Raw genomic sequence first — 12987 nt, 5'->3', positions numbered from 1 at the left:
CGGCGATCTCCGGCACCGGTAGCGTGCGGGCAGCCGACGGCGCCGACCCGAGCACGGCCGGCGACGTCCGGCCGCAGCCGGAGGGCGTGTAGCGACCGCGCGCGTGGCAGCGGGGCCGCGCGCGGAGGAGAACGGAACGAACAGGGGCGTCATGACCAGGCGTAGCAAGGGCATCCATCCGGGGGCCGCCGGGGGGCGCGGGGGGTCGTCCCTGCGTGAGGAGGCCGTGTGAGCTGCCTTGGTGAGCGCCTGACCGCTCTGATCGACGACGAGCTGGACCCCGCCGACCGCGACCGCGCCCTCGCCCACCTGGCCGGCTGCGCCGCCTGCCGGGCCGAGGCCGACGAGCTGCGCCGCGTCAAGGGCCGGCTGCGCGGGCTGAGCGCGATCCCCGCCTCCGACGGCGCCGACGACCTGCCGTCCGGCGACTTCCTGAACCGCCTGCGCTCCATGGGCGCCGACGCCGGCTCCGCTCCGGAGCCGCCCGCGACCACGCAGCCGATGCGTCCCGCGCCGCCCGCCCGGCCGCTGCGATCATCCGTCCGGCCCGCCCGGACGGCGCCGGCCGGCCGTCCCCGCGACACCCGGCCGGGCGCCCGCGCCGCCGGGCTGACCCGGCACCGCCGCCGCTACCTCGTGGTGGGCGCCGCGACCCTGTTCATCGGGCTCGGCACCGCCTCCTACGCGGCGGGCGGCCGCCAGCAGGCCCCGACCGTCACCCCCGCCTTCGACCGGTTCGCCGTCGAGCACGCGCTGACCACCGGCGACGCGCCCGTCACCGACCCGCTGACCGACCCGGCGAACCAGATCAAGACCGCCCCCGGGCCGTGACCGGGACGCCCTCGCCGGCCTGCCACCGCCGGGGACGGCGCCGCACGCTCATCGCCGGCGGCCTCGCCGGCGCGGTGGCCCTCGCCTGGGGGCTGGGCGGGGACCCGGGCGCGGCGCGCCGCGCCCGCAGCGACCCCGGCGCCGTCGGCCTGCTGCGCGCCGCCGCCGACGCCGCCCGCCGCGTCCCCTACGAGGGGCGCCGCTTCCTGACGACGTGGAACCGCGGCCGGTCCGCCACGTCCAACGTCGCCGCCGTGCACACGCCCGGCGACGGCGTCCGCTACACCTCGCCCGCGGGCGCGGAGGGCTACCTCCCGGACGCGTCCGCGGGGGACGCCACCGGGTTCACCAAGCGGACGCTCGACCTGCTGACCCGCAACTACACCGTCGTGCGCAAGCCCGACGCGGCCATTCTCGGCCGCCGCGCCTGCGTGGTGGAGGCCCGGAGGCAGGACGGCACGATCGCGGGCCGGTTCTGGCTGGACGCCGAGACCGGCCTGATGCTGCACCGCGAGCTGATCGACGCGACCGGCCACCCGGTGATCACGAGCGGGTTCACCGAGATCAGCTTCGCCGTCCCGGCCGCCGGCGCCGCGCCGCGCCCCGGCCGCACCCGCGGCTCCGCCGTGGACGCCCCGGCCGTCACCGAGGCGCCGGGCGCCGCCGGGGCCGAGGCGGAGAGCCCCACCAGCGCCAACGCCGCCCCGAACAGCTCCGCCACCTCGATCCTGGAGGTGCCGCTCGACGCCCGCGCCCTCGACGGCCTGAAGCGCCGCGGCTGGCCCGTCCCCGACCGGCTGCCCGGCCACCTGACCCTCTACGACGCGCGCCGCGAGGCCGGCGGCGCCGTCCACCTCAGCTACTCCGACGGCCTGGCCTCGGTGTCGGTGTTCGTGCAGCGCGGCGACCTCCAGAGCGGCGCCATGAGCGGGTGGACGAAGGTCGCCCGGCGCGGCCGGACGGTGTTCTGCCGCGAGTCGCTGCGCCGCTGGGCCGTCACCGCCGGCGGCGGCTACGTCTACACCGTCCTGACCGACGCGCCGCAGAGCACGGCGGAGGCCGTCGCCTTCGACCTGCCGCGCGACCCCGACCCGTTCTGGACGCGGCTGGCGCGCGGCGCCCGCCGGCTGGCGTCGGCCGCGGACCCGTTCAAGTGAGCTGAACCGGGGAACGCCCAAGTCCGTCCAAAGCGGGAGGACCCGAGGGGCGGTGCGGGGCGGTTCTGCCTTACGCTCGCCACATGCCCAGGGCGGCACGATGAGCACGGATGACGAGACCATGCTCGGTAGGAGAGATGGGGATGACGGAAGACAACCGCCGGCCGGGGGACGAGGACGCCGTCCCCGGGCAGGAGCCTGAGCGGCAGGACGCGGCGGCTCCTCCCGAGACGGTGACCGATCAGGAGATCCCCGCGGAGCCGCCGGCGGCGGAGCCCGAGCCGGACCGGGAGCCGGTCGGCTCCGACCGTCTCGTGGCGGGCGGGCGCGGCGAGCAGGCGGGCGGGTTCGCCCCGCCGGACGCGCCGCGCGCCGACGCCCCGCCGCAGGACGACGTGCCCGGTGCCATGGCGCCCCGGGAGGTGCCGCTGCAGGACGCGCCCCCGCGCGACATGCCGCAGCCGCCGCCCCCGGTCCCGCTGGACAAGCCGATGGGCGAGCCCCAGCCGATGGACGGCCCCCCGCCGATGGACGGGTCCCAGGACCAGCGCCCCCGGCCCGGGTTCGTCCCCTATGACCAGGATCCGCGGGCCATGCACGGCCAGCCGCCGTACGGGGGCTGGCAGCAGGGGCCGCCGCCTCCGGGTGGCCGCCCGCCCATGGGCCCGCCGCCCCCCGGGGCGCCGATGGGCCCGCCGCCTCCCGGCGGACCCCGCCCGATGGGGGCGTTCGGAACGCCCGGTACGCCCGGGACCGGCCCGAACTGGGCGCCGATCCCGGCACCGCCGCCGTCGTCCGGCCGGGGCCCCGGCCTCGGCCTGCTGGCCATCGTGGCGCTCATCGTCGCGCTGGTGGCGGGGGCCGTCGGCGCCGGCATCGGGGTGATCGCCACCGACGACGGCGACGGGAACGGCGGTTCGGTCAGCCTCGGCGGCGGCAACGGCAGCGACACCAAGGTGCAGAGCCGCCCGCCGGACTCCGTCGCGGGCGTCGCGCAGCGGGTGCTGCCCAGCGTCGTGATGATCCGCGTGGAGTCGTCGCAGGGCGAGGTCGGCGGCACCGGCTTCATCGTCAACGGCGGCTACATCGTCACCAACAACCACGTGGTGTCCGAGGCCCGCCAGGGCGCCCAGATGCAGGTGATCTTCAACGACAAGAAGACGCTGCCCGCCACGGTCAAGGGCTCCGACCCGTCGTCCGACGTCGCGGTGGTGAAGGTGGAGGGGCAGCACTCGCTGCCCGCGCTGCAGCTCGGCGACTCCACCAAGCTCGCCGTCGGCGACCCGGTGATCGCGATCGGCTCGCCGCTCGGCCTGCAGGGCTCGGTGACGACCGGCATCGTCAGCTCGCTGAACCGCGCGGTGCCCACCCAGGGCGAGGGCGGCGGCGACGCGTCCTACCTCAACGCGATCCAGACCGACGCCGCGATCAACCCCGGCAACTCGGGCGGCCCGCTGGTGGACGCCAAGGGCCGGGTGATCGGCATCAACACCGCGATCGCCACGCTCGGCGGCCAGTCGCTCGGCGGGGGCGGCCAGAGCGGCAGCATCGGCCTCGGCTTCGCCATCCCGATCAACCAGGGCAAGCGGGTCGCCGAGGAGATCATCCGGACCGGCCAGGTGAAGATGGCCAAGCTCGGCGTGCTGCCCGACCCGCAGTACCAGCAGGGCGGCGCCCGCATCCTGCAGCAGCCCTCGCAGGGCCAGGACCCGGTGACCAAGGGCGGCCCGGCCGACAAGGCGGGCCTCAAGCCGGGCGACGTGATCACGAAGGTCGACGACCAGCCGATCGAGGACGCGACCGACCTGATCGCGCAGATCCGCAGCCGCGCCCCCGGTGACCGCATCAAGGTCACCTACCAGCGCGGCGGCAAGGAGACGACCGTCGAGATCACGCTGGGGTCGTAACGCCGGATGTTAAGGCCGGGTTCATCCCGGCTGGGGATACGCTGGGGGGGCCGGTCCGCGCAGGGCCGGTCCCCGGTGGCTTGTGGAGGACGGGTTGTTCGACGTCGGACTCGGCGAGATGGCGGTGCTGGTCGTCCTCGCCCTGGTCATCTTCGGTGACAAGCTGCCCCAGGTCGCCGGCCAGGCCGGGCGGATGCTGCGGCAGTTCCGCCAGATGGCCAACTCCGCCAAGGCGGACCTGCAGGCCGGGCTCGGCCCGGAGTTCAAGGACTTCGACATCGCCGACCTGCACCCCAAGACGTTCGTGCGCAAGCACCTGTTCGAGGACGACGACGGCTTCCTGAACGGCAAGCTCTTCGACGACGACGAGCCGTCGTACGTCCCGTCGTCGCCCGCGGCCCTCGACTACGGCGAGCGCCCGCCGTTCGACAACGAGGCGACCTGACCCTCGGGTACGCGAAAGGCCCCGCCATCGGCGGGGCCTTTCGCGTGTCCGCGTGCGGGGGGTTACCGGCCCTTGGGGGAGATGCCGAGGGACATGCCGGCGAGGCCGCGGCTGCGGCCGGCGAGCTTGTCGGCGATGGTGCGCAGCTCCTTGGCTGCGCCAGCGTCGGGGTCGCCGAGCACCAGCGGGACGCCGTTGTCGCCGCCCTCGCGCAGCCGCGGGTCGATCTCGACCTGGCCGAGCAGCGGGACCTTGGTGCCGAGGGTGCGGGCCAGGGCGTCGGCGACGGTCTGCCCGCCGCCCTCGCCGAAGATGTACTGGCGCTCGCCGCAGTGCGCGCAGGCGAGGTACGACATGTTCTCGATCACGCCGACCACCTGCTGGTGGGTCTGCGCGGCGATCGCGCCGGCGCGCTCGGCGACCTCGGCGGCGGCCTGCTGCGGGGTGGTGACCACGAGGATCTCCGCGGACGGCAGCAGCTGCGCGACGGAGATCGCGATGTCGCCGGTGCCGGGCGGCAGGTCCATCAGGAGGACGTCCAGGTCGCCCCAGTAGACGTCGGCGAGGAACTGCTGCAGGGCCCGGTGCAGCATCGGACCGCGCCACACCACCGGCTGGTTCCCGGCGGTGAACATCCCGACGGAGATGACCTTCACGTCGTGCGCCGACGGCGGCATGATCATGTCGGCGACCTTGGTGGGGGCGTCGGAGACGCCCAGCATCCGCGGCACCGAGTGGCCGTAGATGTCGGCGTCGACCACGCCGACCTTGCGGCCCTGCGCGGCGAGGGCCGCGGCCAGGTTGACGGTGACCGAGGACTTGCCGACGCCGCCCTTGCCGCTCGCGACCGCGTAGACCTTGGTCAGCGAGTTCGGCTTGGCGAACGGGATCTCCTTGGCGGGCTCGCCGCCGCGCAGCTTGGTCTGCAGGTCCTTGCGCTGCTCATCGCTCATCACGTCCAGGTCGACCTGGACGGAGGTGACCCCGTCGAGCTTGGAGACGGCCTCCGTGACGTTCTTGGTGATGGTGTCCCGCATGGGGCATCCGGCAACGGTCAGGTAGACGCCGACGCGGACGGTGCCGTCCGCCGCGATGTCGACGTCCTTGACCATGTCGAGCTCGGTGATGGGCTTGCGGATCTCAGGATCGTTCACCGTGGCGAGGGCCGCGGTCACCTGCTCGGTCGTCAACTGGTGGGCCATGCGTCCATGGTATGAACCCCGCGGCGGTATCGGCCAATCGGGTGCCGGACCTCACACCGGGCGCACGGGGTGTCACGCGGGGACGCGCGACACCCGCGCCCGGCCCCTTCGCCCGCGGCTTCCGGCACCGTAACATCGGGGCGTGACATCGCAGCCCAGCACCATGTCGCCCACCGAGCTGGCGGTGTGGCGCACGATGCTCCGCGCCCAGGTCCAGATCTCCCGCCGGCTCCAGGCGGACCTGCTCGCCGACCATGATCTCGCGCTGGGCTCCTACGACGTGCTGATGCACCTCGGCGAGGCGCCGGACGGGCGGCTGCGGATGAACGATCTCGCCGACCGGGTGCTGCTGTCGCGCAGCGGGCTGACCCGGCTGGTCGACCGGCTGCAGCGGGACGGGCTGGTCGTCCGGCAGTCCTGCACCAGCGACGCGCGGGGCCTGTACGCGGTGCTGACCCCGGCGGGGCGGGCGCGGCTGGCGGACGCGACCCCCACGTACCGGCAGGGCGTCCGCGAGTACGTGCTGAGCCGGCTGGACGAGCCGGACCTGCGCACCTTCGGCGACATCCTCGACAAGCTGGCCGACGAGACCGTCTGAGAGCGGGCTGGCCAGGACCGCTGCGGTGCCGGCCCGTCGAAGCGGCCGCAGCCGGTCCGGGGTGGCTAGGACAGCGTCGGGTGCTGGTCCTTGGCGTCCAGCTCGCGGATGATCTGCTGGAGCTCCGAGCGCAGGAAGTCGCGCGTGACGACCTCGCTCAGCGCGACCCGCAGCCCGGCGATCTCCCGGGTGATGTACTCGGTGTCGGCGATGCTGCGCTCGTTGCGGGAGCGGTCCTGCTCGTACTGGACGCGGTCACGGTCGTCCTGCCGGTTCTGCGCGAGCAGGATCAGCGGCGCCGCGTACGACGCCTGCAGCGACAGGATCAGCGTCAGGAAGATGAACGGGTACGGGTCCCACCGCAGGGCCGGCGGCGCCAGGAAGTTCCAGCCGATCCACACGACGATGAACACCGTCATGTAGACGAGGAACCGGGCGGTTCCGAGGAACCGCGCGAACCGTTCGGACAGCCGGCCGAACGACTCGGGGTCGTAGTGCGGCCGCGGCACGATCGTCCGGCGGATCTCGCGCGGCTGGTCCAGACGTGTGGTCATCTCGCCCCCTCGGCGCCCCGGAGGGCCTCTTCCTCGGGATCCGCGGACACCTCGGCGGCGGCGTCCATGGCGGCCTCCCGCCAGTCCTCGGGCAGCAGGTGGTCGAGGACGTCGTCGATGGTCACCGAGCCGAGCAGGTGCCCGTTCTCGTCCACCACGGGCGCGGCGACCAGGTTGTAGGTGGCCAGGACCATCGCGACGGCCTCCAGCGTCATGGTGGGCCGCAGCGGGTCCAGCTCGGTGTCGCAGATGCCGCTGACCAGGGTCGGCGGCGGTTCGCGCAGCAGCCGCTGGAAGTGCACGGTGCCGAGGTAGCGGCCGGTCGGGGTGGCGGTCGGCGGCCGGCACACGTACACCTGCGCGGCCAGCGCCGGGTTCAGGTCGGGGTTGCGGATCAGCGCGAGGGCCTCGGCGACGGTCGCGTCCGGCGGGACGATCACCGGGTCGGTGGTCATCAGGCCGCCGGCGGAGTAGTCCTCGTAGGTGAGCAGCCGCCGGACGGGCGCCGCGTCCTGCGGCTCCATCAGCGTCAGCAGCTGCTCGCGCTGCTCGGTGGGCAGCTCGCCGAGCAGGTCGGCGGCGTCGTCGGGGCCCATGGCCTCCAGGACGTCGGCGGCCCGGTCGGCCTCCAGCTTGCCGAGGATCTCGATCTGGTCGTCCTCGGGCAGCTCCTCCAGGACGTCGGCGAGGCGCTCGTCGTCGAGGGCGGCGGCGACCTCGGTGCGCCGCTTCGCGGGCAGCTCGTGCACGATGTTGGCGAGGTCGGCGGCCTTCATCTGGCCGAACGCGGCGATCAGCCCGGCGGCGCCCTGGCCGTGCTCGACGGCGGAGAACCCCTCGACGTCGTCCCAGTCGACGACGAGGCTCTCGCCGCGGCGCCGCAGCCCGGGGCCGCGGCGCAGCCCGCGCGCCCCGCCCCGGCGGACGGCGATCTTGCCGACGAGCCAGTCGCGGGTGCGGGTCGGCTCCATGGACACGTCCACGACGGCGACGGGTTCGCCGGTCTCGCACAGCCGGACGGTGCGGTCGAGCATCTCGGCGATGACGAGCGTCTCGGACTCGCGCTTGCTGAACCGCCGCATGTTCAGCCGGCCGTCGAAGATGATCGCGTCGGCTTCGATGACCTGCACCCGGGTGATCGGCACGAACACCGGGCGGCGGGGGCCGACCTCGACGACGAGGCCGAGCACCCGGGGCGGCCGGGGGGCCAGGCGCAGCGCCACCACCACGTCGCGGACCCGCCCGACCTGGTCGCCGGCCGGGTCGAACACCGCGATCCCGGCGAGCCGCGCGATGAACACGCGTGTCGGAGCTCCGCTCATGGGCCTGACACTACCCAGGACGCACCGGGCGATTCGGTGCGGGCACGGCGGCCCGCCGGTGACCGGCGGGTGAAACGGCGGTGCCGGAAGCCGCGTTCCAGGCTCCGGCGGACCGCGCCGCGGACGTCAGGCCTCGACCCAGCCGTGCTTCTTGGCGAAGCCGAGGAAGCTCTCCCGGATGCTGACGATCTGCCGCCCGGTCAGGTCGGGCGTACCGGACAGCAGCAGCTCGGTGATGTCCTCGCGCAGCTCCGCCGGCTCGAGGACGTCGCACAGCCCCTCGTCCAGCAGCTGGGAGGACGACGACTGCCGCGGCGACGACGAGGGGGACGACGACGCCCGGGACAGGATGCGGACGCCGAACGCCTTCGGGCCCCGCTCGCTGTCGACCGTCTCGAACTCGACCGTCGCGCCGGGCGTCAGGCCCGACTTGTCGTCCAGCACCTCGTTGGCGTGGACGAACACGTCGTCACCGCCGCCGTCGGGGACGATGAACCCGTAGCCGCGCACCCCGTCGAACCGCAGAACTCGTCCAGTACGCACCAGAACCGACCAACTCTCCACACCGCGAAACGCGAACCAGGAATACCTGTTCCCAATCTAGCGCGCACGTCCCCCGCTCCCCGGGAACCGGCGTCGCCCTGGTGCCGGGACGCGGTGGAGTGAGTGATGTGAACGCTCTTGTGTCATCGAGGTGAGTAGGCGCGGGGGAGAAGGTGAGAGACATTCGGGTTCCGTGCAGGTGGTGACGTCGGGAGCCCGATATGCGCATGCGGCCGGTGGTGGCGATCCTCATGGCGGGCCTGCTGGCGTGGGCGCCCGCCGCGTTCGCGGAGGGCGGGTTCCCCGCGTCGCCGCCGGATGATCCGGGCTACGCGAGCGCCGAGGTGCCGGGCTGCGGGAACGGCGTCAACGGGGAGCAGCACGCGCTCTACTCGTTCATGCCGAAGTGCGCGCCGAACGCCAGGGACCCGGAGAACGCGTCCGGGATGTCGGTCGACAAGGCGTGGCGCGAGTACACCATCGGATCGCCGGACGTCGTGATCGCCTACGTCGAGGGCGGGATCAACTGGCACAACGGCGACGCCGCCGAACTGGCCGACAAGGTGTTCCTGAACACCGGCGAGCTGCCGAAGCCCGAGGGGGCGTCCGCGTACGACAAGGACGGCGACGGCGCGGTCACCGCCGCCGACTACGCCGCCGACCCCCGCGTGAAGGACGCCAACGGCAACGGCCGCATCGACCCCGAGGACCTGATCGCCGCCTTCTCCAACGGCAAGGACGACGACGGCAACGGCTTCACCGACGACGTCTCCGGCTGGGACTTCTACGAGCGCCAGAACGACCCCGCCACCTACGACTCCACCTACGGGCACGCGAACAGCCAGATGAAGACGATGGCCGCGCAGACGAACAACGGCGTGCAGGGCGCCGGGGTGTGCCCGCGCTGCCGGATCCTGCCCGTCCGCGCGGGCCAGGAGGCCCTCGACCGGACGGACGACCTGGCGCAGGCGTGGCTGTACGCGGCGCACATGGGCGCGAAGGTGATCGTCAGCACGACGGCGGACCTCGGCTACTCCTCCTATATGCGGCAGACCGTCGAGAAGCTGTGGCGGGACGGCGTCGTCATGGTCGAGTCGAGCAACGACTTCGACTCCACCGACCACCAGGGCGGCATGTTCTGGCCGCACGTCATCCCCGGCAACGGCCTCGTCCCGAACACCGCCGGGGTCCCGGACCCGCTCGCCAACACGCTGACCACCACCTACCGGACCCGCTCGGACGAGACGTCGTTCGGCGCGAAGGCGATGTTCTCCGTCGCCACGCAGGGCGGGTCGACGTCGGAGTCCACGCCGACGACCGGCGGGGTGTTCGGGCTGCTGCTGTCGTACGGGATCCAGATCGGGCGGCCGCTGACGAACGAGGAGGCCGTGCAGGTGCTGCGGGCGACGGCCTCCGACATCGACGACCCGTCCCTGCCCTGGCCCGGCAGGCCGGGATGGGACCGGCAGTACGGGTACGGGCGGCCGAACGTCGCCAAGGCCATGCAGGCCGTGAAGGACGGGAACGTCCCGCCCGTCGGCGCGATCACCGGACCCGACTGGTACTCCCTCCACGATCCGGCCGCCACCAGGTCGGTCGACGTCACCGGGTACGTCGCCGCGCCGCGCTCGTCCGGGTACCGGTACGAGCTGGACTGGGCGCCGGGCATCGAGCCGTCCGCCGCCGCCTTCCGGGCCGCCGGGTCCGGCTCGGGCGCCTCGCCCCACGACGGCCATATCGGCACGCTCGACCTGTCGCAGGTCCCCGAGTCGATATGGGAGGCGCAGTACCGGCTGTCGGACGACAAGGAGCTGTCGGCCAGCGAGCAGTACACGGTCACGCTGCGGCTCCGCGTGTGGGACGCGTCGGGGCGGATGGGCGAAGAGCGGCGCGCGATCGCCGTCCACCACGATCCCGCCCTGCGCGCCGGATTCCCCAGGAGACTCGGCGTCGGCAACGAGAGCCAGCCCGCGATCACCGAGCTCCAGGGCCGGAAGGCGATCGTCTACGCCGACGGCGACGGCCGCGTCCACGCGCTCGACGGCGCGTCCGGCGAGGAGCTGCCCGGCTGGCCCGCCACCACGCGGCCGACCGTCCCGCAGCACGCGTATCCGGGCGTCGACCCGGGCCACGAGCCCGTCGTCGCGCCCGTCGCGGTCGGTGACCTGACCCGCGACGGCCACCAGGAGGTGGTCGCGACCAGCACGACCGGCCGTACCTATGTCTACGACGCGTCCGGACGGCTCCTGCCCGGCTGGCCGAAGACCCTCGACGCGGGCGCGGCGCCGCCCCCGATCCCGCGACCCGCCCTGAAGTACACGCGGTTGCCCGTGCAGGGCGCGACCGCGTCGCCCGTCCTGGCGGACCTCGACGGCGGCGGCGGGCTCGACATCGTCCAGGCCGGCTGGGACGGCCGCGTCCACGCCTGGCGCCCGGACGGCTCCGACCTGCCCGGATGGCCCGTCGAGGTGCGTACGGGCAACGGACCGCCCGACGGATACATCCGGATCGACGATCACAAGCTGCCCGGCACCCCGGCGGTCGCCGATCTCGACGGCGACGGCCGGCCGGAGATCGTCGTCCGCTCCCAGCTGTCGGACAGCAAGGGCGGGGGAGAGCAGTTCTACGGCGCGAACTACGCGTTCGCCTACCACGCGGACGGCGCCCCCGTCGCCGGCTGGCCCGTCCGGATGGCCTCGGTCATGACGTTCTACGGCAGCGCGCAGGAGTTCATCACCGAGGGCGTCAACCAGCCCGTCACGGCCGACGTGGACGGCGACGGCAAGGACGAGGTGGCCACCGGCCCCTCGTTCGGCCCCACCTACCTGATCTCCGGGACCGGCAGGATCCTCCGCGATTACGGGCCGCTCGCCAACCCCGCCCTGGACCCGTCCGCCGTGCTCGGCGGCCACCTGCCCGCCGACGTCCCGCTCTCCTTCACCACGTCCGGGGCGTTCGGCCGGTTCGGGCCGCTCGGGCGGCTGAGCTATACGGAGGGCGGCTCCGGCGCGGCGTCCCTGGTCGCCGCCCTGCTGTTCCCCGGCAGCGGGCAGCCGATCGGCAACTACCAGCGCGGCTACGACGCCGCCACGGCCCTGCCCGTGCCGGGCTTCCCGCAGCGCCGCACCGGCCTGGCCTTCCTCGGCGCCCCGATCATCGCGGACGTCACCGGCGACGGCCGCGCCGAGGTGATCGGCGGCGGCGACACCTCCACCCTCCACGCCTTCGGTTCCACCGGCCAGGCGGCCGGCTTCCCCCTGTTCACCGGCGGGTGGACGGTCTGGTCCCCGTCCGCCGGGGATCTCGACGGCGACGGGCGGACGGACCTCGTCGCCACCACCCGCGAGGGCTACCTGTTCGCCTGGAGGACCCAGGGCAAAGCGGACGCCATCGAGTGGCCGACCTACCACCACGACGACCAGCGCACGGGCCACTACGGGACACCCCGCTGACCACGCCCCGCGCGCGCCCCGCGCGGCGTCCCCGTCCCGCAAAGCCCCTGGCCAGGCGGGCCAGCAGGGGACGGGTCGCGCCCGGCCAGGGGCGGGCCTGGGGGCCTGGGAGGGCACCCGGAACCCCCGTCTGGTGGATGGCTTGGCCCCCTCCGAGGGGTGATCGGCGGGTTCGGATCCCGGCCTGTGGGGGATCGTTTCGAAGTTTTTTTGGGGCGGGGGAAGTGGGCCCGAGCCCTTGCGTTGGGGGCGTTTTGGGTTGTCTTTGCAGGTCGGGCGGGTGCTTGGGGCGTGCTTGACGAAATATGGGGGCCCTTGAACCTGTTGTGGATGTGTGACCGACGGGGAAGCCCGTCCGGGGCGCCCGACCAGATCACGAAGGGCGCATCGAGTCCCTGATCATCAGGACGGCCGATCCAAGGCAGTCCTCCGCCGAGTCCGCACAGCGCCGATCACGGCCACGCCGATCAAGGCCCAGGTCGATCAAGGCGAATGCGGAGCCGGGGACCCACCGAAACACCGGGGTGAATCCGCACCCCCGCATGCGCGGGGCCGCGGTAGGGCCACTTCCACGCCCGAACCCGACAGCTAACCCGGTAGGCGGACTGGAAGAACCTCAGGAGAACCCTTCTCATGACCGCTCGTACCTTCGATCCCAAGCGCATCGGCACCCGCGTCGCCGCCGGCGCCGTGCTGTCCCTGGCCGGCGCGTTCGGCTTCGCCTCCCTGGTCCCCTCCGCCCACGCCGACACCCACCCCGCCACCACCAAGCCCGCCGCCACCGCGCACGTCGCGGCCGTCACCGACGTCAAGGCCGATGTGAAGGCCGACGCCAAGGGCGCCAACACCAGCGCCGACAAGACCGGCGCCAAGGCCGGTGCCAAGGCGGGTGCGACCGCGCAGGACGTCATCAACCTGGCGCGCACGCAGGTCGGCACGCACGAGGACGCCTCGGGCAACAGCAAGTTCAACAACT

At 73.6% G+C, this 12987-nt stretch carries 11 protein-coding genes and 1 riboswitch; of the genes, 7 read left to right on the top strand and 4 right to left on the bottom strand.

The genetic code is table 11. The annotated features are described in order from the left end of the window. Window positions 1-228 precede the first annotated feature (228 nt). From ABT299_RS46595 to ABT299_RS46580, 4 genes are all read left to right on the top strand, one after another. Window positions 229-831 (top strand): zf-HC2 domain-containing protein, encoded by a 603-nt coding sequence (locus ABT299_RS46595; RefSeq protein ID WP_190867235.1) that lies wholly within the window; start codon window positions 229-231, stop codon window positions 829-831. Next, complete coding sequence (locus ABT299_RS46590) at window positions 828-1988, top strand: MucB/RseB C-terminal domain-containing protein (protein WP_500254734.1); 1161 nt, start codon at window positions 828-830, stop codon at window positions 1986-1988. The genes ABT299_RS46595 and ABT299_RS46590 overlap by 4 nt, the downstream gene beginning before the upstream one ends. Window positions 1989-2131: 143 nt before the next feature. Then, window positions 2132-3895, top strand: a complete 1764-nt coding sequence (locus ABT299_RS46585) for a S1C family serine protease (RefSeq protein WP_500254733.1) — start codon at window positions 2132-2134, stop codon at window positions 3893-3895. A gap of 94 nt (window positions 3896-3989) precedes the next feature. Next, window positions 3990-4340: a sec-independent translocase gene (locus tag ABT299_RS46580; RefSeq protein WP_190868858.1), complete on the top strand. Its 351-nt coding sequence runs from the start codon at window positions 3990-3992 to the stop codon at window positions 4338-4340. Between the two features lie 62 nt (window positions 4341-4402). Here the strand turns inward: ABT299_RS46580 and ABT299_RS46575 are convergent, their stop codons facing one another. Continuing rightward, window positions 4403-5542 (bottom strand): Mrp/NBP35 family ATP-binding protein, encoded by a 1140-nt coding sequence (locus ABT299_RS46575; RefSeq protein ID WP_387029878.1) that lies wholly within the window; start codon window positions 5540-5542, stop codon window positions 4403-4405. 142 nt (window positions 5543-5684) lie between these two features. On the opposite strand from ABT299_RS46575, the gene ABT299_RS46570 reads away from it, so the two are divergent. Continuing rightward, window positions 5685-6140: a MarR family winged helix-turn-helix transcriptional regulator gene (locus ABT299_RS46570; protein WP_347257188.1), complete on the top strand. Its 456-nt coding sequence runs from the start codon at window positions 5685-5687 to the stop codon at window positions 6138-6140. A gap of 65 nt (window positions 6141-6205) precedes the next feature. On the opposite strand, the gene ABT299_RS46565 is transcribed toward ABT299_RS46570, so the two are convergent. The 3 genes from ABT299_RS46565 to ABT299_RS46555 all read right to left on the bottom strand — a co-directional run bounded on the left by ABT299_RS46565 (window position 6206) and on the right by ABT299_RS46555 (window position 8559). Further along, window positions 6206-6694: a DUF1003 domain-containing protein gene (locus ABT299_RS46565; RefSeq protein ID WP_190868856.1), complete on the bottom strand. Its 489-nt coding sequence runs from the start codon at window positions 6692-6694 to the stop codon at window positions 6206-6208. Further along, the gene (locus ABT299_RS46560) at window positions 6691-8016 is read right to left on the bottom strand and encodes a magnesium transporter MgtE N-terminal domain-containing protein (RefSeq protein ID WP_190868855.1); all 1326 of its coding nucleotides are present in this window, start codon (window positions 8014-8016) and stop codon (window positions 6691-6693) included. The genes ABT299_RS46565 and ABT299_RS46560 overlap by 4 nt, the downstream gene beginning before the upstream one ends. Window positions 8017-8142: 126 nt before the next feature. Next, a complete protein-coding gene (locus ABT299_RS46555) occupies window positions 8143-8559 on the bottom strand; it encodes a cold shock domain-containing protein (RefSeq protein ID WP_190868854.1) in 417 nt (138 codons plus the stop codon). Between the two features lie 221 nt (window positions 8560-8780). Here ABT299_RS46555 and ABT299_RS46550 point away from each other — a divergent pair, with 221 nt between their 5' ends. Together ABT299_RS46550 and ABT299_RS46545 are read left to right on the top strand one after the other, a co-directional pair. Then, entirely contained in the window at window positions 8781-12011 is a 3231-nt protein-coding gene (locus tag ABT299_RS46550) for an FG-GAP-like repeat-containing protein (RefSeq protein WP_500254732.1), read from the top strand. Window positions 12012-12487: 476 nt separating this feature from the next. Next, window positions 12488-12628: riboswitch (cyclic di-AMP (ydaO/yuaA leader) on the top strand. A 16-nt stretch (window positions 12629-12644) separates the two neighbouring features. Further along, window positions 12645-12987, top strand: a 343-nt coding sequence (locus tag ABT299_RS46545; protein WP_500254731.1) for a hypothetical protein, incomplete at its 3' end; no start/stop codon positions are given.

This window comes from Spirillospora sp. NPDC000708 (assembly GCF_040299565.1).
GTDB lineage: Bacteria > Actinomycetota > Actinomycetes > Streptosporangiales > Streptosporangiaceae > Spirillospora.
The sequence above is the reverse complement of the archived record's forward strand: the minus strand, read 5'-3'. Positions and strand labels throughout refer to the sequence as shown.

What these genes read in the sequence shown, in the direction of transcription:
- ABT299_RS46585 (WP_500254733.1), top strand. Translation starts at nt 2,132, where the DNA reads ATGACGGAAGACAACCGCCGGCCGGGGGACGAGGACGCCGTCCCCGGG.
- ABT299_RS46575 (WP_387029878.1), bottom strand. Translation starts at nt 5,542, where the DNA reads ATGGCCCACCAGTTGACGACCGAGCAGGTGACCGCGGCCCTCGCCACG.
- ABT299_RS46565 (WP_190868856.1), bottom strand. Translation starts at nt 6,694, where the DNA reads ATGACCACACGTCTGGACCAGCCGCGCGAGATCCGCCGGACGATCGTG.
- ABT299_RS46560 (WP_190868855.1), bottom strand. Translation starts at nt 8,016, where the DNA reads ATGAGCGGAGCTCCGACACGCGTGTTCATCGCGCGGCTCGCCGGGATC.
- ABT299_RS46550 (WP_500254732.1), top strand. Translation starts at nt 8,781, where the DNA reads ATGCGCATGCGGCCGGTGGTGGCGATCCTCATGGCGGGCCTGCTGGCG.